The sequence below is a fragment of the Gordonia sp. LMA167 genome (assembly GCF_058130025.1).
Genome location: NZ_CM176708.1, coordinates 4,089,577 through 4,111,387 on the forward strand (window position 1 = coordinate 4,089,577; position 21,811 = coordinate 4,111,387).

The window sequence follows — 21,811 nt, forward strand, 5'->3', positions numbered from 1 at the left end:
GGGTCGTACGACTGAGGTAGCGGCGTACTCGCGCCAGGTCCGTGCGCGGCAGAGACGATGAAGCTGAGCCTGCGGCGCCCGGGGTCGAGACAGTGCACCGGTCGCCGTCGGAGTGAGCAAAGTTCAGAAAGGGGCCGACACGGTGATCCCACCCATCGAGATCAAGGTCAACCTCGACCGGCCGGCTGTGACCGACGTCCTCGACGTCCTGGGTTGCGCGACCATCCAACCGATCGCTCGGGAGATCTGGTTCGCCGAGGCGCGAGTGGCCGTGACAGACGATCCGCTGCCCCTGCTCGCCAGCCATCTGGCGATCCGGCTACGAAGCGGTGACCGCGACGACGTGACGGTCCAGCTGCGCCCATGCGTCACCGAACAACTGGTCGGGCGCTGGACCGCACCGTTCGAGGAACCCGACTTCACCTACCGTCTCGAGCAGGACTGGTGTGGTTCGCGGCAGGTGATGTCGTCGTCCGCGATCAGCAATCGCGCACCGGGATCGGTCGCGGCGGCAGTGGAGACGGGCATGGATCCGGCTCACGTGCTCGACGCTTCTCAACGTCAGTTCGTGGTCGCGTGCACGACGGTTGGCGTGCCGATCGATCACCTCATGACGCTCGGGCCGGTCGCCTCGACGACATGGCCGGTGATCACAATCGATCAGTGCTCGGTCCACGTCGAACGCTGGACCGTGCGAGACGTCGACCTCCTCGAACTGTCGACCCGGGTCTGGCCGCGCCCCGGCGAAACAGTCGAACGCCTCGAAGCGCGGGCCCTCGCCCGGCAAGAGGCGTTCGAGACAGCGCTGACCCGGCGAGGACTCCGCATCGACGAAGACCGCATCGACACCAAGACACATCAGGTCATGGCCGCGTTGACGTGCGACACCCCCGCGCCCTGACTCCTGGGGATTGCCGGGTCCGCCACCATTCGGTCCCTGTGGAGCGTCGCGAGGTAGGAGCGATGCGTCACCAACCGGTCCCTGAGGAGCGTCGCGAGGTAGGAGCGATGCGTCACCAACCGGTCCCTGAGGAGCCTCGCGAGGGACGAGCGACGCGTCACCGTTCGGTCCCCGAGGAGCGTCGCGAGGTACGAGCGAACCGTCACCAACCGGTCCCTGAGGAGCCTCGCGAGGGACGAGCGACGCGTCACGAAGGGCGCCCTTCGTGACGGTCCTCCGCTAGCGCTCCGGACCTCCTCAGGGATCGTGGTCGGCCCTCGATGGCCGCTCGCGGCCACGTGATGGTACGCAAGCGCGCGCTCGCAACCGTCACCATTCGGTCCCTGAGGAGCCTCGCGAGGTACGAGCGATGCGTCACGAAGGGCGCCCTTCGTGACGGTCCTCCGCTGGCGCTCCGGACCTCCTCAGGGATCGGGTGGTCGGCCCTCGATGGCCGCTCGCGGCCACGTGATGGTACGCAAGCGCGCGCTCGCAACCGTCACCATTCGGTCCCTGAGGAGCCTCGCGAGGAACGAGCGATGCGTCACGAAGGGCGCCCTTCGTGACGGTCCTCCGCTGGCGCTCCGGACCTCCTCAGAGAACGAGTGGTCGGCCGCGACGACGATCAGACCTTGGCCTGCATCGAACTCCTGGCTGGATTGCCCTGCTCGTCGACCTTTGGGTCGGGCTCGTCCTTCTTCTCGGTGACGCCCGCCTTGATCCTGGCGCCGATGTCAGGGTCGATACGGGTCCAGTACTCGTAGGCGCGGGCGAGGACGGGTTCGCTGACTCCGTTGAGGAGGTGACCCACCACGTTGTCGACCAACCGTGTGCGTGCGTCGTCGTCGAGGACCTCACGAACCATCGTCCCGGCCTGGCCCCAGTCGTCGTCTTCCGGATGATCGACGTAGGCGCTGCGGACAATCTCGCCATCGGCGGCCCACTGCGGCTCGGCCTGCCCCGGATACACGGCTGACGGTCCGCCCTTCGAATTCGGCGCATACACGGGATCGGTCACCGGAGTGATCCGCATCGCGCCGTCCTTCGAATAGCTGTGCACCTCGTTGCGCGGAGCGTTCACAGGGATCTGCTTGTAGTTTCCGCCGAGTCGGGCACGATGGGCGTCGGAATAGGAGAACACCCGTCCGAGCAACATGCGATCTGGGCTGAACCCGATGCCGGGGACCACGTTGTTGGGTTCGAAGGCCGCCTGCTCGATCTGGGCATGGTTGTCGGTCGGATTGGTGTGCAGCGTCATCCGGCCGACCTCGTGCAGCGGGTAGTCGCCGTGCGGCCACACCTTGGTCAGATCGAACGGATTGAACCGGTACTTCGTCGCGTCGTCGTACGGCATCAGCTGCACCTTGAGCGTCCAGCTCGGATGATCGCCGCCGGCGATCGATTCGAACAGGTCGCGGGTGTGGAAGTCGGTGTCGGCGGCAGCCATCTGGTCACCCTCGTGTTGCGTGAAGAACTCCACTCCCTGATCGGTGATGAAGTGGTATTTCACCCAGTGTTTGACGCCTTCGGAGTTCACCCACAGGTAGGTGTGCGACGAATAACCGTTCATGTGTCGCCAGGTCTTGGGAATCCCGCGATCACCCATCAACCACGTCACCTGGTGGGCCGATTCGGGCGACAACGTCCAGAAGTCCCACTGCATGTCGTGGTCGCGCAGATTGTTGTCGGCGCGACGCTTCTGCGACCGGATGAAGTGCTGGAACTTCATCGGGTCCTTGATGAAGAAGATCGGCGTGTTGTTGCCGACCATGTCGTAAATGCCCTCGGAAGTGTAGAACTTCAGTGCGAATCCGCGTGGATCGCGCCAGGTGTCGGGGCTGCCCCGCTCGCCGGCGACCGTGGAGAAGCGTGCCATCATCTCGGTTTTCACCCCGGGCTGGAACAAGCCGGCACACGTGTAGGCGGAGACGTCCGCGGTGGTCTCGAAGGTGCCGAAGGCACCGCTGCCCTTGGCGTGCGGCTGCCGCTCGGGGATGCGTTCCCGGTTGAACTGGGCCATCTGCTCGATCAGGTAGTGATCGTGCAGGACGATCGGCCCACCCGCACCCACGGTCAACGAGTGCTCATCGCTGCCTGCCGGTGCTCCCGAGTCACGGGTCGTGTACATGGAATTGCTGTCGGACATATCGCCTCCGAGAAGGTCAATCCGTCATGGGCATAGAAATACCCGGGCTGTTTCAGGTACGCCGCTGATCCTACGCTCCTGGCTCGAAGCGCCGTCGCGTTTCTGTCGACGAACCCCGAACTGCCCGTCGAGACATGTTCGTACACAACGCATCTGTTGGGTGCCGCGAATATCAGGCAGGCGCTGCGGCGCGGAGTCGCTCCAGTAGCGGCTGTGCGGCATCGGCGAGGAACTCATCCTGCGTCTCGCCGCCGATCTGAACGAGGGCGATATCGGTGAAGCCCGCTTCCCAGTACGGGCGTACCGTATCGGCGATCGCATCGAGGTCCGGACCGCAGGCGATCGCCCCAGCGACGTCGTCGGGGCGTATGTACTGCGTCGCCGCGGCGAAACCGGCGGTGGTCCGGAGATCGGCGTTGACGTCCCAACCGCCTCCGAACCAGCGGAACTGGTCGTGGGCTCGGGCCACCGCGGCTTCCTTGTCCGGATCCCAACAGATCGGGATCTGCCCGATGGCCCGGGAGTCGCGGCCGACAGTACCGGTGGCGCTGTGCCGGTTCCAGCGATCGATCAATTCGCTGTCCGGTTCGACCGCGATGAGGTGATCGACCGACGAGGCGAACTCGTCGATGCCGCGCCCACCGGCGATCGCCGCGCCGATCGGCACACCGTCGTCGGGCAGATCCCAGATGCGAGCCGAGTCGACCTGGAAGTACTCACCTCGGAAGTCGACGAGCCCGCCATCGTGCAGCGCGCGGATGATCTGAATCGCCTCGTCGAGCATGGCCTGCCGATCTGGCACCGAGGGCCAGCCGGTTCCTACGACATGCTCGTTGAGGTTCTCGCCGCTGCCGAGTCCGAGAATGAATCGCCCGTCGGCGAGAAGTTGCAGGGTGGCTGCCTTCTGGGCGATGACGGCGGGGTGATACCTGATCGTCGGGCAGGTCACGTACGTCATCAGCCCCACTCGCTCGGTCGCATGCGCCACCGCGCCGAGCACACTCCAGGCGTAGGGGGCGTGACCCTGCGACGCGAGCCACGGGAAATAGTGGTCGCTGCACACCTCGAAGTCGAAGCCGACATCTTCGGCCGCGACCGCGAACCGTACGAGATCTTTCGGGCCGGCCTGCTCGGTCATCAGGGTGTAGCCGAATCGTGTTGTCATGGTGCGCTCACTTCTCCCACGTGCAGAAACGGGATCTGCTGCAATGCTGGACATGATGCACTCGACCGGCGGCCGAACCTGGAGGCGATGACATGGGCTCGGACTCTGCTTCACCGATCAACACGGCCTCGTCGGTGGACACCGTGCTGCTCGATGTCGACGGTACCCTCATCGATTCGACCTATCTGCACACCTTGGCGTGGATGCGTGCGTTCGCCCGGCACGATCTGATACCGGCGTGGTGGAAGGTCCATCGCACCGTCGGGATGGGCGGCGACCTGTTGGTGGCGCATGTGTGCGGTGATGACATCGAGGAACGACTGGGCGACGAACTGCGATCGGAGTGGGCGAATCGATACCGTGAGGTTCTTCCCGAGGTCCGCCCGTTTCCGGGGGTCCGGCAACTGGTCGACGCCCTGTCCCACACCGGGCTGAAGGTGGCGCTGGCCTCGTCGGGAGCGAGCGAATTCACCGACGCGGCTCTGGACCTCCTCGAGATGACGCGCGACGACTTCGCGGCGGTCACCTCGGCCGAGGACGCGGACCGGTCGAAACCTCATCCCGACATCCTCCAGACCGCACTCGAGCAGGCAGGCGGGCGGCGCGCGGTCCTGGTGGGTGACACGGTCTGGGATGTGAGCTCAGCGCTGCGGCAATCGGCGGACTGCGTGGCCGTACTCACCGGCGGCTTCTCGGAAGCAGAACTCCGGGACGCCGGCGCGACACTCGTCGTCGACGACATCAGTGTTCTGGCACAACGAGATTGGCGTCCCTGATCACGTGCCGCCCACACCGACCATCGCGCGGTACAGGTCGATGAGCGCTTCGGTCAGTTCGGGAAGGCGGGCGGGACTATCGGACGCGGTGTCGGAATAGCGCATGACGACACCGGTGATCGCATCGGCGATCAGGTCGGCAGACGCAGCGGGCGCAGCACTACCGTCCTCGGCCAGCCGTTCGATGAAACGGACGTGGCGTCGATGAGAGCGTGCATGGATCTCGTGGTGCAGCTGCCGGATGCCGGGGTCGGACAATGCCTGGTGCTCGATCACGGTGAGCATGCCACGATGGCGCGTGTACGCGGCGAGGTAGGCGGTCAGCGTGCTCCGTATGGTCTCGCCGGCCGACGAGACGTCCGCTTGTTCCTGGAGCTCCAGCAGCTCCTCGCGCACGCGCGCGGCCAGTGCCATGAACACGTCGTCCTTCGAGGGGAAGTAGGCGTACACGGTTGGCCGGGTGACGCCCGCTTCGCCGGCGATACCCGCGATCGTGGTGCCGGCGTACCCCTCACGGCAGAAGACCCGTTCGGCGCAGTCGAGGAGCAGAACTCGCTTGTCCTCGACCGGCAGACTGCGCGGGCCGATCGCGTTCACCGGCACACCCCTGCTTCGGGCGTCACGTCATGAACCCCGGTGATCAAAGGCACGGCCGATCCAGGCCCGGGTCTCGGCCGGGTCGATGACCGCGTCGATCTCGAAGACGCTGGCCACGTTGAGTGCCTTGCCGCGTTCGTAGTGCTGGGCCACCAACTCGGCGTAGCGCGCCTGCCGCGCTGTGGGGTCGGCGATGGCGTCGAGCTGATCGCGGTAGCCCAGGCGCACGGCTCCCTCGAGTCCCATGCCGCCGAACTCTCCGGTCGGCCAGGACACGGTGACCAGAGGTGCGTGGAGATCGCCGCCGGCCATCGCCATCGCGCCCAGGCCGTACGCCTTACGCAGCACGACCATCACCATGGGCGTGGCCAGCGTCGCACCCGCACGGAACATCGCGCTGAACCGGCGCACCGTGGCGGTCCGTTCGGCATCTGGGCCGACCATGAATCCCGGTGTATCACACAGAGAGACGACGGGGAGTCCGCGGGATCCGCACAACTCGAGGAATCCGACGGCCTTGTCGGCGGCGTCGCCGTCGATCGCGCCGCCGAGATGGGCGGGATTGTTGGCGATGATCCCGACGGAGCGGCCGTCGATGCGGGCCAATGCGGTGACCACTCCGATTCCGAAGCCCGCGCGAAGCTCGAACACCGAGTCCGTGTCGCACAGCACCTCGATGATCGGACGCACGGGATAGGCACGAAGTCGGTTCTCCGGCACGAGGTGTCGGAGTCGTCGCTGATCCTGCCCATCGTCCACAGAACGACAAGGGATGGCGAGAAAGTCCAGATATCGCCGGGCGTCGGCGACCGCAGTGACATCGTCCGCCACCAAATGGTCCACCACACCGTTGGCCACCTGGACGTCCATCGGCCCCACATCTCCCGGCGCGACGCGTCCGAGTCCGCCGCCCTCGATCATCGCGGGACCACCCATCCCGAGACTCGACCCCTCGGTGGCGATGATGGTGTCACAGGTACCGGCCAGGGCGGCGTTGCCCGCAAAACAGTAGCCCGCAACAATCGCGAGTGTCGGTACGTGACAAGAGATCTCGGCCAACAAGCGGAAAGTCGTGACATCCAGCTGGGCAACTGCGGAGGTGTCCGTATCTCCCGGCCGGCCGCCGCCGCCCTCAGCGAAGATCACCACCGGGAGTTGTTCCCGTCGGGCGAGTTCGAAGAGCCGGTCGGTCTTTCGATGGTTGTGCAGGCCCTGAGTGCCGGCCAGCACGGTGTAGTCGTAGGCCATGATCGCCACGGGCATCCCATGCACCCGGCCGGTGCCGGTGATGAGGCCGTCCGCGGGAGTGCGGGTGATCAGATCGTCGACGTCGCGTCGTTGACGTTGCGCCGCGATGGTCAGCGCTCCGTATTCGACGAAGCTGTCCGCGTCCAGAACCCCGGCCACACTTTCCCGGGCCGTCAGCCGGCCCTTGAGGTGCCGCTTGTCGACGACGTCGGCACGACCTTCGTCACGGGTGAGGCGTATTCGAGCCAGGACCTCGGCAAGGTCGGGTCGGATGTGGTCGGGGTCGGCATGTGTGGCCGATCCGTCGGCCCTCGAGGTGTCCGCCGACTGCGCGAGGAAGACTACGGCGGTGCCCTCGTCGACCGTGTCGCCCACTGCACCGGCCAGCGCGACGACCGTGCCGGTGGCCGGCGCGGACACGACATGTTCCATCTTCATCGATTCGACGACCACGAGTTCCGAGCCGGCCCGGACCTCGTCGCCGACATCGACCGGGATCGAGACGATCACGCCACGGATGGGGGTCGGGACGGGAACGGAATCGTCAGTGAGAGCGGGGTCGTCGCCGATTACGAGGTCGCTCTCCGCCGACTGCGGAACGAGATCGGCCAGGTGGCGGTCGACGTACGCCGTGTCGATCCGGCCGGCCGCGACGTCGTCGAGGGCCAGTAGTGAACGCAGGAGGTCGACGTTCACCGGCACCGGTTCGACGTCGAACCGGGCGAGTGCGCGGGCAGCGCCGCGCACCGCAGCAATCGGATCCGATCCGGTCACGATCACCTTCGCCAGCAACGAGTCGTAACGTGGTCCCACCGTGTATCCGGTGTAGCCGTGGGTGTCGACGCGAATGCCACGGCCGGAGGGCGGCTCAAAACGGGTCAGCACACCGGAACCGGGAGAGACGGTGCCGTCGGCACCGATCCGCTCGGCGTTGACGCGCGTCTCGACAGCGGTTCCGCGAGGGGACGGAGGTCCGTCGATGCCGAGGCAGGCGAGCGACTCACCCTGCGCCACACGGATCGCCAGCTCGACGAGATCGAGTCCGGTGGTCTCCTCGGTGACCGTGTGTTCCACCTGGATGCGGGGATTCACCTCGAGGAACACGAACTCGTCACCGGTGACGAGGAATTCGACCGTGGCGAGTCCGCGGTAGTCGGTCATCAGGGCCGCGGCGGCGTCGTGAAGCCGTTGCCGCAGCGATGTCGAGAGTGCGGGTGCCGGGGCGATCTCGATCAGCTTCTGCCGTCTGCGCTGGACCGAGCAGTCCCGATCGCCGAGCACCACCGAGGTCGACCCGTCCCCGAGGACCTGGACCTCGATGTGGCGGGCATCGCTGAGGTACCGCTCCAGGTAGAGCGAGTCGTCGCCGAAAGCGCCGGCGGCCTCCGATGCGCACCGGGCCATCGCGGCCTCGAGATCGGTGGGATCGGTGACGATTCGCATGCCACGACCACCGCCACCGGCGGCCGCCTTGACCATCACCGATCCGCCCGAGCCCAGCGAATCGAGGAATTCGTGCGCGGTCGCGACGTCGGTCGGAGCAGTGGTGGCCTCCAGCACCGGCACCCCACAACCGGTCGCGTGTGCGCGAGCAGACGTCTTGTGCCCGAACAGCTCCAGCGATTTCGCCGCGGGACCGACGAAGACGATCCCGTTGTCCGCGCACGCGCGGGCGAGCTCAGGATTCTCCGCCAGGAATCCATAGCCCGGGTGGAGCATGTCACAGCCGCACTCGATGGCCGCGGCGACAATCTGGGCGAGGTCGAGATACGCGGCGGGACCGGCTCCGTCGAGCACGACCGACTCGTCGGCCATCCCTACATGAGCGCACTCGGCATCGTCGGCCGGATGGACCGCGACGGTGTCGATCCCGAGTGCTGCAGCGGTCGCCATGACACGGACCGCGATCTCGCCCCGATTGGCGACCAGCAGCTTCATCAGTTCCCCCTTCGTATGATGATCCCGGCTGCTTCCCGGTCCCAGGTGTCGGCGCCGACGCCGGTGTCGCGCAGTTGCTTCTTCTGGATCTTCTGAGTCGGCGTCTTGGGCAGCACGTCGGTGAACTCGATGTATCGGGGAACCATGAAGTAGGGGAGTCGTTCCCGGACGAACTCGATGAGCTGCGCCGGATCGGGTGATCTACCGGCACGCCCGACCACCACCGCCTTGATCTCGTCCTCGCTCAACTCGGACGGGACCGCCACCACGGCGCTCTCGAACACGTCGGGGTGCTGATTGATGACCCGTTCCACCTCGAAACTCGAGATGTTCTCTCCGCGACGGCGGAGCGCGTCCTTCATGCGATCCGAGAAGTAATAACGCCCCGCGTCATCGGTACGGAAGGCGTCGCCCGTGTGCACCCATCCGTCGACGATGGTCTCGGCGGTCTTGTCCGGCAGGTTGTGATAGCCGCGCATCACCAGGCGCGGATCCGCGGGACGTACCCACAGCTCGCCGACCGCTCCCGGCGGCACCATCCGGCCTCGGTCGTCGACCAGCTTGAGCTCGAACTCGTCTCGGGCGAAACCTGATTCGCCGCCGACGATCGTGTCGGGCGCACCGTTGAGCACCGCGCCGATCTCGCTCATGCCGTACACGGCGGCGAGATCGATCCCGAACCGCGCCCGAAACGCGTCCACGTCGCTGGCCAGCGGTGCCATGACGGCGATCTCCAATGGGTTATGGGCGTCATCTGGTTGCGGTTCGACCTGTTGCAGGAGTTCGGCCATCGCGCCCAGCATCACCGTGAACGTGATCTGCTGATCGCGCACCGTCGTCCAGAACCGCGACACCGAGAAGCCGGCCTCGACGACGCAGGGGATGGTGTGGATCAGCGACTGGTAGACGCCGTACCACTGTCCCGCGAGGTGAAAGAGCGGCAGGGTGACCAGCGTGCGGTCGTCCCGTCGGGGACGCTCCTGGTCCTCGCGCGAGGCATAGGTGTAGGCCTGCGCGTGGGGGATGAGCACGCCCTTGGAGCGGCCCGTCGTGCCCGATGTGTACATGTAGGCCATCAGGTCGTCGGCGTCGAGGTGTATCGGCACCGCCGGGGTGTGCGCCGTCAGATCGTCGAAGGTCACCACGCGGACCTGATCCCGGAGCCCATCCGCGGCGGCGATGTCACCGCGGATCACCAACGTCTCGAGGTCGGTGAGATCGGATGCGATCCGAGCAAGCCGGTCGACATAGACGTCGTCACAGATCAGCACCCGCGAACCGGAATCGTTGAGGATGTGGGTCAGGAACTCGCCTTTGTAGGCCGTGTTCACGGGCACCTCTGCACCTCCGCCCAGGCAGGTGCCGGTCCATGCGTGTACGGCGTCCACCGAGTTGTCCATCAGGATCGCGACGGGCTCCTGATGGCGGACGCCGAGGGCTGCCAGACCCCCGGCGATCGCGAGGGACCTCTCGTGGCTCTCGGCGACCGTGTAGTGGGCGTCCGCGCCGATGAGGGACACGTCGTCGGGTGCTCGGGTCAGGGCCCGGTCGAACGCCCAGCGCATCGTGCGGTCGGTGATGTCCGGTAGTCGTCCCACGCAATCCTCCTCGACCGATCAATGGCGATGACGCTACTTTACATTGATGTCAACTAACGCTCGCTGCACTTAGGCCGGAATCCTTCTGAACTCTGCAGGCCCGCGCAGTCGAACAGAAAGCCGCGCGAAGAACTGTCAACCCGCGACGCGCCGTGGCACGATTTCCTTGTGACCAGCGCTCCAGACGATGATCAACGGCTCCGCGACCTCGCGCGCCTGCGACGCGTGCGTGACCGGATCGATCGCGAGTACGCGCAACCACTCAACGTCGAATCGCTCGCACGCGGGGCCCACATGTCGGCCGGCCATCTCAGTCGCGAGTTCCGCCGGGTGTACGGGGAATCGCCATACTCCTATCTGATGACGCGACGCATCGAACGGGCGATGACGCTGCTGCGGCGTGGGGATCTCAGCGTGACCGACGTGTGCTTCGCCGTCGGGTTCTCGTCGCTGGGTACCTTCAGCACCCGGTTCGCCGAGCTCGTCGGCATGCCACCCAGCGAGTACCGGGTGCACGAGGCGGATGCGACCGCCGGCATACCGCCATGTCTCGCCAAGCAGATCACCAGACCGATCAGGAATCGAGAAGCGCCTGCGGGTCGATGACCTCTAGCGTGATCGACATGAACATCACCATTCACTACGCCTTCCTGCCACAGACCGATCCGGAGGCCGCACTTGCCTTCTACCGGGACACTCTCGGCTTCGAGGTTCGCAAGGACGTCGGCTACGAGGGGATGCGCTGGCTCACCGTCGGCCCCCCGAATCAGCCCGAGACAGCGATCGTGCTGCATCCGCCGGCCGTCGATCCGGGGCTCACCGATGACGAGCGCCGCACAATTCTCGACCTGATCGCCAAGGGTAGCTACGGTGCGCTCACCCTGGGCACCGACGATCTCGACGGACTCTTCGAACGACTCGAGGCCAGCGGCGCCGAAGTCCTCCAGGAACCCACCGATCAGCCGTACGGTGTGCGTGACTGTGCGTTTCGGGATCCGTCGGGCAACCTCCTACGCATCGATCAGCTCGACTGACCGGGCTCGATTGACGACCCCATGTGCCAGTTCCGAGAAGGACGTGTACACCTCGACGCGTCCGGCAGAGTGGTAGCGACGAGTCCGACACGGCAGCACGGTGCGGTGGGTTCAGGTCGGCCCGCACGAAAAGGATGGAGACACGATGAGCACCCCCACGAAGGCGAAGCCGACGGCGAAAGCCGCGTCGCCTGACGTTCCGATCGCCGACAGCCACGATCTGATCCGTGTTCACGGCGCGCGGGAGAACAACCTCAAGGACATCAGCCTCGAGATCCCCAAGCGGCGCCTGTCGGTCTTCACCGGCGTCTCCGGATCGGGCAAGAGCTCCTTGGTCTTCAGCACCATCGCCGCCGAGTCCCAGCGGATGATCAACGAGACCTACAGCGCATTCGTGCAGGGGTTCATGCCCAACCTCGGTCGGCCCGACGTCGACGTGCTCGAGGGCCTGACCACTGCGATCATCGTCGATCAGGAACGCATGGGCGCCAACCCGCGTTCCACGGTCGGCACCGCCACCGACGCGAATGCGATGCTGCGTATCCTGTTCAGCCGGCTGGGGAAACCGTATATCGGTTCGCCCCAGGCGTTCTCCTTCAACGTCGCCTCGGTCAGCGGTGCCGGGGCGGTGAGTATCGAGAAGGGGGGCCGCACCGTCAAGGAGCGTCGCAGCTTCTCGATCACCGGCGGGATGTGTCCACGATGCGAGGGGCGCGGTGCCGTGTCGGACTTCGACCTGACCGCCCTGTACGACGACACCAAGTCGCTCAACGAGGGGGCACTCACCATCCCGGGCTACAGCATGGAGGGATGGTACGGCCGGATCTATCGCGGGTGTGGATGGTTCGACCCGGACAAGCCCATCAACAAGTTCACCAAACGACAACTGAACGATCTGCTCTACAAAGAGGCAACCAAAATCAAGGTCGACGGCGTCAACCTGACCTATCTCGGACTCATCCCGCAGATCAAGAAGACCTTTCTCTCCAAGGACCGGGAGGCGATGCAGCCGCACATTCGCGCCTTCGTCGATCGGGCCATCACATTCCAGACCTGCCCGGATTGCGATGGCACCCGCCTCACGGCGGAATCGCGGTCGTCGAAGATCAAGGGTCGCAGCATCGCCGACCTGTGCGCCATGCAGATCAGCGATCTGGCCGATTGGGTGCGCGACCTCGACGAACCGTCGGTCGGACCCCTGCTGACAACGTTGGGCGAGACACTCGACTCGTTCGTCGACATCGGTCTGGGGTACCTGTCGCTGGACCGGCCGGCCGGGACGTTGTCCGGTGGGGAGGCGCAGCGAACCAAATTGATACGCCACCTCGGATCGTCCCTGACCGACGTCACCTATGTCTTCGATGAACCGAGCATCGGCCTGCACCCGCACGACATCGAGCGGATGAACAACCTGCTGATCCAATTGCGGGACAAGGGCAACACGGTGTTGGTGGTCGAACACAAACCGGAGGTGATCGAGATCGCCGACCATGTCGTCGACCTCGGCCCACACGCCGGTAGCGACGGCGGCGAGATCGTGTTCGAGGGCACGGTCGACGGTCTGCGGGGGAGTGCGACTCTGACCGGTAAGCATCTCGACGACCGGGCGTCGGTCAAGCAGTCGTTCCGCGCATCCGACGATGCGCTCCAGATCCGCGGTGCGTCGACGCACAACCTTCAGGACGTGGACGTCGACATCCCACTGGGCGTCCTCGTCGTCGTGACCGGTGTCGCCGGATCCGGCAAGAGCTCCCTGATAGACGGGTCGGTGGCCAAGCGCGACGACGTGGTGTCGATCGACCAGGGCGCCATCAAGGGCTCGCGACGGAGCAATCCGGCGACCTACACCGGCCTGCTCGATCCGATTCGAAAGGCCTTCGCCAAGGCCAACGGCGTGAAACCCGGTCTTTTCAGCGCGAATTCCGATGGGGCATGCCCCAATTGCAACGGCGCCGGCGTCATCTACTCGGACCTCGCGATGATGGCGGGGGTGTCGACGCCCTGCGAGGTCTGCGAGGGGAAACGGTTCTCCGCCGACGTGCTCGACTACGCCTTCGGCGGCAAGGACATCAGTGAGGTCCTGTCGATGTCGGTCGCCGAGGCGGAGCGGTTCTTCGGCGAGGGCGACGGGAAGATTCCGGCCGCGCACAAGATCCTGGTGCGGCTGCGCGACGTCGGCCTCGGATATCTCAAGATCGGGCAGCCACTGACGACATTGTCGGGTGGCGAACGTCAGCGACTCAAGCTGGCCGCGCAGATGGGGGACAAGGGCGACATCTACGTCCTCGACGAACCGACGACCGGACTCCATCTCGCCGACGTCGAACAACTGCTCGGACTCCTCGACCGCCTCGTCGACTCGGGCAAGTCCGTCATCGTCATCGAGCACCATCAGGCGGTGATGGCCCATGCGGACTGGATCATCGACCTCGGACCGGGCGCCGGCCACGACGGTGGGCGAGTCGTGTTCGAGGGCACCCCACCCGCCCTCATCGCCGACAGCTCGACGCTGACCGGCGAACATCTCGCCGCCTATGTCGGGGCCTGAGGTCGGCTCCCCGCGGTTCGCGGGATATGCGTGACGTACGTCTCCGCGAGTCGTAGACTCGCTGTTGGAACATAACTAAGTATTCGTTCCAACGCGCGGCGACGTCGCGTTGAGGTGCGGCAAGGGTGTGGGGAGCACAGGTATGAACGCGAAGAAGAGGATGCAAGCCGGGCTGGGGACGCTGAGCAAGGCCTATCCCAGCAAGCCTCGCCCCCTCGCCGAGCCGCCCGCCGGTTCGGGACTGAAACCGGTGATGGGCGATGCCGGCATGCCGATCCTGGGCAATACCCTCGAAGCCCTCGCCGATCCGCTCGGCAGTGCGATGGCTCGCTACGAGCGCTTCGGTCCGGTGTCATGGTCGGGATCGCTGAACATGAGCATCGTCACCCTGATCGGGCCGGATGCGATCGAGTGCGCCTGGATGAACCGCGCAAAGGCGTTCTCCAGCGAAGAGGGCTGGGAACCCATGATCGGACCGTTCTTCCGGCGCGGCATCATGCTGTTGGATTTCGACGAGCACATGCATCATCGACGGATTCTGCAACAGGCATTCACACGTCCCCGCCTCAACGGGTATCTCGACATGATGACCCCACACATCGCGAAGACGCTGTCCAATTGGAATGTCGGCAGCGGCTTTCCGATGTACTCGCGGACCAAGGACCTGACCCTGTCGCTGGCCACCGAGGTATTCGTCGGCGCGTCGCTCAACGAGTCCGAGGCCCATGACCTCGAGAGCGCCTTCGAGGCGGCCGTTCGCGGCGGCCAGGCGCTGGTTCGCGCCGATGTCCGGGACTGGACGTGGGCGCGCGGGCTGCGTGGCCGTGAGGCGCTGCAGAAATACTTCCGATCCGAGATCGGCTCCCGACGCGCCGGCGACGGCGACGACCTGTTCAGCGTCCTCTGCCACAGCGAAGATGAGGACGGCAACACCTTCAGCGACGAAGACGTGGTCAATCACATGATCTTCGTGATGATGGCCGCTCACGACACCAGCACCATCGCGCTGTCGATGCTGACCTACTTCCTCGGCCGATATCCGGAGTGGCAGGAACGTCTCCGCGACGAATCACTGGCACTGGGCAAGCCGACCATCGACTATGACGACCTGGACAAGCTGCCGAGCCTGGACCTCGCGTTCAAGGAAACCCTCCGCATCAATGCGCCGGTCGGCATGTTGTTCCGAAAGACCATCGCCGACACCGACATCCTCGGTCACTACGTGCCGAAGGGCACCTTGATCTCGATCCACCCGTGGGCATCGATGCTTCGGGAGGAATGGTGGCCGAACCCGACCCACTGGGATCCCGAGCGATTCTCTCCGGAGCGCAAAGAGGACAAGGTGCACCGTTTCGCCTGGGCGCCGTTCGGCGGCGGCGCACACAAGTGCATCGGCCTCTATTTCGGTGGCATGGAGGTCAAGGCGATCATGCACCAGATGCTGCAGCAGTTCGAGTGGTCGGTGCCCGCCGACTATCGTCTCGATCTCACCTACGGGACCGGGCCGACCCCGGCGGACGGGCTCCCGATTGACCTGCGCCGACGCACGACAGCGTGACTGACGGCCGCCCTTCGTGACGCATCCTCGCAGGCTCGGAGGCTCCTCAGGGAGCGGGTGGTAACGCAGGTCGCGAGAGTCGCCTCGGGAGGGCCGCCCTTCGTGACGCATCCTCGCAGGCTCGGAGGCTCCTCAGGGAGCGGGTGGTAACGCAGGTCGCGAGAGTCGCCTCGGGAGGGCCGCCCTTCGTGACGCATCCTCGCAGGCTCGGAGGCTCGTCAGGGAGCGGGTGGTAACGCAGCCCGCAAGTGCCGCCTAGGCAGGCCCGCCCTTCGTGACGCATCCTCGCGGGCTCGGAGGAGCGAGCTGGCGAGCTTCACCCGCTCCCTGAGGAGCGAGCTGGCGAGCGTCACGAAGGGCTGGTCCCGCGGCCCCCTTCGAGGATCATCCCGCTCACGGTCTCGACCAGGTCCGCGACGAGAAGCTCCGATTCCTCCCGGTTGGCTCGCCACGCGGCAACGGTCGAGATACTGGTACGCATCCCCTCGATGGGCAGGATGCGCACCGCCTCGCCGTGAAACAGTCGGTTGGCCATCCCGTCGTGGAGGCCGACCAGGGTGAACGCCTGCCCTGTCGCGACGAGGTGTGCCAGTCCGATGAAATTGTCGCCGGTCAAAGTGATCCGCTTGCGGATACCGTGGCGATTGAGCAGTTCGTCCAGATTTCGGTAGATCTCCGGCGCGGCGTCGTGATTGATGGATGCGAACGGTATGTCGGCCAGGTCCGCCAATGCGATCGATTCAGCGTCGCCGGCGACGGCATCCGTGCCCACCGCGACCCCGACGGGCTGTCGTTCGAGAAATGTACTGCGGATACCGGATCCGCCTGCCGGCCCGTGGACCAGAGCGAGGTCGATCTGGCCGGCGCGCACGTCGCGGAGCAGCGGCTCGGAACTGGCCGGGACGAGTTGGGGTCTGATGTCGGGATGGGCGTGGGCGAGGTCTGCCAGAAAGGTGTCCCGCACTGTCGCCGACACCTCGGGAGCGATCCCGATGACCGCCTGGCGAGCCGACCGTGTGTCGGCGTCGCGGACGACGACGGTCAGCGCGTCCGTGCGATCCAGGATGTCGATCGCCCGCGGCAGCAATGCCGCGCCTGCCTCGGTGAGGTCGATCCGGTGATGCGCCCGTACGAACAGGGAGGCGCCGAACTCACGTTCCAGATCCTTGATGCGTCGGCTCAGCGGCGATGCCGCCATGTGCAGCCGAGCCGCGGCCTTCGTGAAGCTCCGCTCCTCGGCAACGGCGACGAAGTACCGCAGATGGATCAGGTCCACACCGCCTACCCTAACGACCCGATCCACGCCACGACCGATGCGGTCATCTGGCCCTGCTCGAATTGATTCTGGTGACGCCGACGACACGCCCATAGCCTGGGAAGCGAGATCACAGTGGTGTGGACAAGGAGGTGGCGCATGTCGCGCGAGCCGATAAAGATCGCGAACTTCTCCGGGTACCTCGGGGACCGCCGCACGGCGATCGACGAGGCGATGGCGGGTGACCCGTTCGACGTGATGATCGGTGACTACCTCGCCGAGATCACGCTGGCGGCCTTGTCGGCGGCCTACCAACGCAATCCAGACCGTGGCTACGTCGACTATTTCGTCGACCAGATACGGCCCCACCTGTCCACGATCGCCGCCCGCGGAATCAAGGTGGTCACCAATGCGGGCGGATTCCATCCGGCCGCGCTCGCCGCGACCCTCCGCGAGGAGGCGGCAGCGGCGGGGGCCGATCTGCGGATCGCCCACATCGAAGGCGACAACATCCTGTCCGATCTGACACGGTTGGCCGGGCAGGGACACCGATTCGACAATCTCGACGGCGGCGCACCGTTGAGCGAGTGGGTGGCCACACCGTTCGCCGCCAATGCCTATCTCGGTGGCTGGGGTGTCGCCGCGGCGCTGGCCGACGGGGCCGACATCGTGGTCTGCGGGCGTGTCACCGATGCCTCCCTGACCGTTGGACCAGCGGCCTGGTGGCACGACTGGTCCGCCGACGACTGGGATGCGCTCGCCGGCGCGGTGCTCGCCGGGCACATCATCGAGTGTGGTGCGCACGCGGTAGGCGGCAACTTCTCCGGGTTCCTCGACATCCCGCACCGCACCGTTCCGGGGTTCCCCATCGCCGAGATCGCCTCCGACGGAACATGCGTGATCACCAAACACACGCGCGATGGCGGTGCGGTCACCGAAGACACCGTGACCGCACAGATCATGTACGAGATCCAGGGGCCCGTCTACCTGAATCCCGACGTCACCGCACACCTGGACCACGTTCGGGTGACGGAGGTCGGGGCGGATCGGGTCGAGGTGAGCGGCACGACCGGATCGCCACCACCCCCGACGACCAAGGTCGCGATCTTCGGTCCGGTCGGTTTCACCGTCGTCAACACCGTGTTCGTCACGTCCCCGCACGTCGACGAGAAGATCGCACTCATCCGCGATCAGGTCACGCTCGACCTTCCTTCCGGTGTCGCGGTGGAGTTCACCCCGATCGGGACGGCAGCCGACGATCCCGAGTCCCAGTGGTCGGCGACTGTCGCGCTGCGGGTGATGGCCACGGCGGACACCGCGGATCTCCTTTCGCAGGCAGACCTCGGCAGACGTCTCGGAAGCCTCTATCTGCAAGGCATTCCCGGCTATTTCCACGACGGAGCGGCCGGTCTGCAATCGAAGCCGCGACCACGAGTGGACTACTGGCCGGGCTTGCTCCCGATGGCCGCGCTCGATCACCGCGCCGTACTCGACGACGGTCGCGTCATCGAGGTGGACGCGCCCGAGCAGACGGAGATCGTCGGGCAACCGCTTCACCCGGAACCCTCGGAGGCCCCACTCTCGGAGCGGGTGACCCGCCTTCCGCTCGGCACCCTCGTCCATGCGCGCAGTGGCGACAAGGGCGGCAACAGCAATGTCGGGATATGGACGCGTGATCCGCGGGTGTGGTTGTGGCTCAAACGGTTCCTCACCAGCGACGAGATCCGCAGGCTGATCCCGGAAGCGAAGGACCTCGACGTCGTACGCCACGAGTTCCCCGAGTTGCAGTCGGTACACTTCGTTCTCCGTGGCCTGCTCGGTACCGGTGGTTCCTCGAACACCAGGGTCGACCAGGTCGGTAAAGCGGTCGGGGAGTATCTGCGCTCCCGGCAGGTGCTCGTCCCCGACGATCTCCTCGCCAATGCGGTCGATCCGTCGTTGGAGGATGCCCTGTGAGCGCATTGGCCGATCGTCTGCGGACCGCCTACGAGAACCCGGCCACCGGCGCCGACTTCGATCCGTCCGCTGAACTCGACGAGGTACTGACCGGGATAGGGATGAGCGCCGCGGATACCGGCGGCGCGATCGACTTCCTCGGGGCCGATCCCGTGGTACCCAGTACGCTCCGTCTCGGTGGAGCGGCAGCAATCGCGCTCGCGGCGAAATCGGCTGCGCTAGCGAAACTCTGGCGCCTGCGCGGCGGTGAGGGCCAGGACATCAGGGTGGATCTGCGCATCGCGCCGCATCGGCTGTGCCCGTTCTACGACCGCAAGTGGGAGCTGGTCAACGGCTATCCCGCCGGAACACCGTCGAACCCGTCGAACGCGTTGGGTTTCCGTTTCTACCCGACCGGCGATGATCGTTGGATCATGCCGCTCAATCCATACCCGAAGATCAAGGTCGGCGCCCAGAAACTGCTCGGTGTACCCGACGACGGCGCGGCCGTGGCGAAAGCGATCGCCACCTGGAAGGGACGCGAACTCGAGGCCGCCGGCGCCGAAGCCGGCGTGGTGATGCCGATGCTGCGCACCGTGCCCGAGGTACTCGACGAGCCACATTTCCGCGACGTCTTCGCCGACATGCCCCTGATCGAGATCACCAAGATCGCTGACAGCGAACCTGTTCTGCTGCCGAGATCGGGCGACCAACCCCTCGACGGGATTCGCGCACTCGGTATGGGCCACGTGATCGCCGGGGCGGGTGTCGGTCGTGCGCTGGCATTACACGGCGCCGATGTCCTCAACGTGTGGCGGCCCAACGAGCTCGAACACGATGCCACCTATGTCAGCGGGAACGTCGGTGTCCGCTCGACGACACTTGATCCCTATCGCGGTGATGGGCCACAACACATCCGGCGTCTGCTGGCCGGCGCCGATGTGTTCTACGCGAACAGGCGACCCGGATACCTCGCGGAGATCGGACTCTCGCCCGCCGACGCCGCACAGGCCCGCCCGGGCATCGTCTACGCGACCGCCTCGCTCAACGGCGAATCGGGCCCGTGGTCGTCCTGGGTCGGCTTCGACCAGACCGCGGGCAGCCTCGCGGGCATGATGTTGCTCGAAGGTGGGGGCGACAAGCCCGTTCTGCCGCCGATCATGGTCGTCAACGACTACATCGTGTCCTGGTTGATGGCCGCAGGTATCGCCGAGGCGCTGGCCCGCCGCGCCCACGACGGCGGCAGCTACCAGGTACATGTATCGCTGACCCGCGCCGCATTGTGGATCATCGGCATGGGTATTTTCGACCTCGAGTACGCCCGTGGCACAGCCGGACAGCCTGGCAACGCCGACCGCCACCTCTATCTCGATCCCGAGACCTTCACCGCCGAAACTCCTTTGGGCCACTATCAGGGTGTGACCGATCAGGTGCAGATGAGTGCTACGCCGGGGCGGTACCGAACCATTCTGGTGCCGAAGGGATCGTCGCGGGCGGCATGGCTCGACGACCCGAGCTGAGGCCATGCCGGGCGAGACGCCGAGTCGCACTTTGCGCGTCCGCCAACCTGGCGGTCGCTGGCCGGGTAGCTTCGCACCGTCGGATACCGTTCCGCGAGACCTGATACGAGGGGCAGAGTGACCGAGAAGAACATCGCGCCGTCGACCGATCCCGCCGAGGTGGCCGATCGGATAGCGGGGCGTCTGAGTACGATTCGTGGCCGCGACATCACCGTGCGAAAGGCCCGTGTCCTGCCGGCGGGGGCCAGTCGGACCACCTATGCGGTCACCTTCGGCGACGAGTCCGGCGACGAATCGGTGATCGTACGAGCGGCACCGGCGGCACAGCCGGGCGAAGGAGGACTCGCCGCCGAGGTCGCGGTCCTCCATGCCGCGTTGGACGCGGGTGTGGCGGTGCCCGAGGTGATCGACGTCAGCGACTCCGCCGGCGAATCCGGTGTGCTCGGCTTTCCGTACGCGGTGATGAGCTTCATCGACGGTGAATCGATTCCCCGACGGATCCTGCGCGACGAGGCGTTTGCGGAGATCCGGGACCAGTTCGCTCGACAGGCCGGTCACACCCTGGCCCGCATCCACGCGATGGAGATGTCGGCGACGGGTCTCGCATCGATCGGGGACCCGATCGATGCCCTGCGAACCTTGTTCGCCCGTGAGTACGCACAGGCGCCGGCGGGCCTCGTGGTCGCCGTGCAGTGGCTCGAGGAGAACCGTCCCGAACCGGGGGCGACCACGGTCGTGCACGGCGACTTCCGGCTCGGCAACCTGCTGATCACCCCGGACCGGATCTCGGCGGTGCTGGACTGGGAACTCGCCCACCTCGGTGATCCGATGGAGGATCTGGGCTGGCTCTGTGCCAAAGCGTGGCGGTTCGGGGTCGCTCAACCGGTCGCCGGGATGGGAACTCGCGCCGATCTGCTCGACGCCTACGCCGAGGTCGCCGGATGGCGGCCGAGTGAGACGACCCTGCGTTGGTGGGAGCTGTACGCCACCGTTCGCTGGGGTCTCATCTGTGCACGACAGGCCAACCGCTTTCTCGACGGTGCCGAACGATCCATGGAACTGGCCGCGATCGGCCGCCGCAGCGCGGAACAGGAATTCGACGCCCTGCTGGCCCTCGGCATCACCGCGCCGATGAGGGTCATCGATCCGAACGACACCGTCACCCACCAGGAGCGGCGTTCCGAGGACCCGCACACCGCCCCGACGATGTCGTATCTGCTGGAATCGGTGTCGGGCTTTCTGTCCGACGAGGTCGCGGCCGACGCCGGGGTGTCACCCCAGGTTCGGTTCCACACCCGCGTGGCCGGCAATGTGCTGGCGACCGTGCGACGACAACTGCTGGTGGGTGAGAGCCAGGCCGCCGAGAGTCGACAGCGACTGGCCGGCCTGGGCGTCACGAGCTCCGCAGAACTCGCCGCTGCTCTTCGCGACGGCACATTGTCGGCCGACGACGCAGCGGTCCGAGCCGTCGTGATCGCCGAGGTCGTGGACCGTCTGACGGTCGCGAACCCGCGACACCTGTCCCAACCCGAATGCTGACCGAGGGGAACTCA

At 66.0% G+C, this 21,811-nt stretch carries 15 protein-coding genes; 9 read left to right on the top strand and 6 right to left on the bottom strand.

What is annotated here, in order from left to right; translation table 11 throughout:
• Positions 1-142: 142 nt before the first annotated feature.
• Positions 143-901: a hypothetical protein gene (locus ACVT6V_RS18580; protein WP_489895302.1), complete on the top strand. Its 759-nt coding sequence runs from the start codon at positions 143-145 to the stop codon at positions 899-901.
• 664 nt (positions 902-1,565) lie between these two features.
• On the opposite strand, the gene ACVT6V_RS18585 is transcribed toward ACVT6V_RS18580, so the two are convergent.
• Positions 1,566-3,086, bottom strand: coding sequence for a catalase (locus tag ACVT6V_RS18585; RefSeq protein WP_489895304.1), 1,521 nt, complete (start codon positions 3,084-3,086; stop codon positions 1,566-1,568).
• Positions 3,087-3,258: 172 nt separating this feature from the next.
• Complete coding sequence (locus tag ACVT6V_RS18590; protein WP_489895306.1) at positions 3,259-4,251, bottom strand: TIGR03557 family F420-dependent LLM class oxidoreductase; 993 nt, start codon at positions 4,249-4,251, stop codon at positions 3,259-3,261.
• Positions 4,252-4,343: 92 nt separating this feature from the next.
• Here ACVT6V_RS18590 and ACVT6V_RS18595 point away from each other — a divergent pair, with 92 nt between their 5' ends.
• Positions 4,344-5,027, top strand: a complete 684-nt coding sequence (locus tag ACVT6V_RS18595) for an HAD family hydrolase (RefSeq protein WP_489895308.1) — start codon at positions 4,344-4,346, stop codon at positions 5,025-5,027.
• On the opposite strand, the gene ACVT6V_RS18600 is transcribed toward ACVT6V_RS18595, so the two are convergent.
• From ACVT6V_RS18600 to ACVT6V_RS18610, 3 genes are read right to left on the bottom strand one after another with little or no spacing between them, the layout of a single operon-like run.
• Positions 5,028-5,624, bottom strand: a complete 597-nt coding sequence (locus tag ACVT6V_RS18600) for a TetR/AcrR family transcriptional regulator (RefSeq protein ID WP_489895310.1) — start codon at positions 5,622-5,624, stop codon at positions 5,028-5,030.
• A 27-nt stretch (positions 5,625-5,651) separates the two neighbouring features.
• On the bottom strand, positions 5,652-8,810 hold the full coding sequence (locus tag ACVT6V_RS18605) for an acetyl-CoA carboxylase family protein (RefSeq protein ID WP_489895312.1): 3,159 nt from the start codon (positions 8,808-8,810) through the stop codon (positions 5,652-5,654).
• Positions 8,810-10,408 carry an AMP-binding protein gene (locus tag ACVT6V_RS18610; RefSeq protein WP_489895314.1) on the bottom strand — a complete coding sequence of 533 codons (1,599 nt, stop codon included), beginning with the start codon at positions 10,406-10,408 and terminating at the stop codon, positions 8,810-8,812. Before ACVT6V_RS18610 ends, ACVT6V_RS18605 begins: the two co-directional genes overlap by 1 nt.
• Before the next feature lie 168 nt (positions 10,409-10,576).
• On the opposite strand from ACVT6V_RS18610, the gene ACVT6V_RS18615 reads away from it, so the two are divergent.
• The 4 genes from ACVT6V_RS18615 (at position 10,577) to ACVT6V_RS18630 (ending at position 15,548) form a co-directional block, all read left to right on the top strand.
• A complete protein-coding gene (locus ACVT6V_RS18615) occupies positions 10,577-11,014 on the top strand; it encodes a helix-turn-helix transcriptional regulator (RefSeq protein WP_489895316.1) in 438 nt (145 codons plus the stop codon).
• Between the two features lie 17 nt (positions 11,015-11,031).
• Positions 11,032-11,442 carry a VOC family protein gene (locus ACVT6V_RS18620; RefSeq protein ID WP_489895318.1) on the top strand — a complete coding sequence of 137 codons (411 nt, stop codon included), beginning with the start codon at positions 11,032-11,034 and terminating at the stop codon, positions 11,440-11,442.
• Positions 11,443-11,587: 145 nt separating this feature from the next.
• Entirely contained in the window at positions 11,588-13,990 is a 2,403-nt protein-coding gene (locus ACVT6V_RS18625) for an ATP-binding cassette domain-containing protein (RefSeq protein ID WP_489895320.1), read from the top strand.
• A gap of 142 nt (positions 13,991-14,132) precedes the next feature.
• Positions 14,133-15,548: a cytochrome P450 gene (locus ACVT6V_RS18630; protein WP_489895322.1), complete on the top strand. Its 1,416-nt coding sequence runs from the start codon at positions 14,133-14,135 to the stop codon at positions 15,546-15,548.
• 349 nt (positions 15,549-15,897) lie between these two features.
• Here the strand turns inward: ACVT6V_RS18630 and ACVT6V_RS18635 are convergent, their stop codons facing one another.
• Positions 15,898-16,824 (bottom strand): LysR family transcriptional regulator, encoded by a 927-nt coding sequence (locus tag ACVT6V_RS18635; RefSeq protein ID WP_489895324.1) that lies wholly within the window; start codon positions 16,822-16,824, stop codon positions 15,898-15,900.
• Between the two features lie 138 nt (positions 16,825-16,962).
• On the opposite strand from ACVT6V_RS18635, the gene ACVT6V_RS18640 reads away from it, so the two are divergent.
• The 3 genes from ACVT6V_RS18640 (at position 16,963) to ACVT6V_RS18650 (ending at position 21,797) form a co-directional block, all read left to right on the top strand.
• Complete coding sequence (locus ACVT6V_RS18640) at positions 16,963-18,759, top strand: acyclic terpene utilization AtuA family protein (protein ID WP_489895326.1); 1,797 nt, start codon at positions 16,963-16,965, stop codon at positions 18,757-18,759.
• On the top strand, positions 18,756-20,258 hold the full coding sequence (locus ACVT6V_RS18645; protein ID WP_489895328.1) for a CoA transferase: 1,503 nt from the start codon (positions 18,756-18,758) through the stop codon (positions 20,256-20,258). Before ACVT6V_RS18640 ends, ACVT6V_RS18645 begins: the two co-directional genes overlap by 4 nt.
• 117 nt (positions 20,259-20,375) lie before the next feature.
• Positions 20,376-21,797, top strand: a complete 1,422-nt coding sequence (locus tag ACVT6V_RS18650) for a phosphotransferase family protein (protein ID WP_489895330.1) — start codon at positions 20,376-20,378, stop codon at positions 21,795-21,797.
• Positions 21,798-21,811: the final 14 nt, after the last annotated feature.

Excerpts from the sequence above, each read along its gene's own strand:
- ACVT6V_RS18625 (WP_489895320.1), top strand. The coding sequence starts at position 11,588 with ATGAGCACCCCCACGAAGGCGAAGCCGACGGCGAAAGCCGCGTCGCCT.
- ACVT6V_RS18640 (WP_489895326.1), top strand. The coding sequence starts at position 16,963 with ATGTCGCGCGAGCCGATAAAGATCGCGAACTTCTCCGGGTACCTCGGG.
- ACVT6V_RS18630 (WP_489895322.1), top strand. The coding sequence starts at position 14,133 with ATGAACGCGAAGAAGAGGATGCAAGCCGGGCTGGGGACGCTGAGCAAG.
- ACVT6V_RS18590 (WP_489895306.1), bottom strand. The coding sequence starts at position 4,251 with ATGACAACACGATTCGGCTACACCCTGATGACCGAGCAGGCCGGCCCG.
- ACVT6V_RS18605 (WP_489895312.1), bottom strand. The coding sequence starts at position 8,810 with ATGAAGCTGCTGGTCGCCAATCGGGGCGAGATCGCGGTCCGTGTCATG.
- ACVT6V_RS18620 (WP_489895318.1), top strand. The coding sequence starts at position 11,032 with ATGAACATCACCATTCACTACGCCTTCCTGCCACAGACCGATCCGGAG.
- ACVT6V_RS18585 (WP_489895304.1), bottom strand. The coding sequence starts at position 3,086 with ATGTCCGACAGCAATTCCATGTACACGACCCGTGACTCGGGAGCACCG.
- ACVT6V_RS18595 (WP_489895308.1), top strand. The coding sequence starts at position 4,344 with ATGGGCTCGGACTCTGCTTCACCGATCAACACGGCCTCGTCGGTGGAC.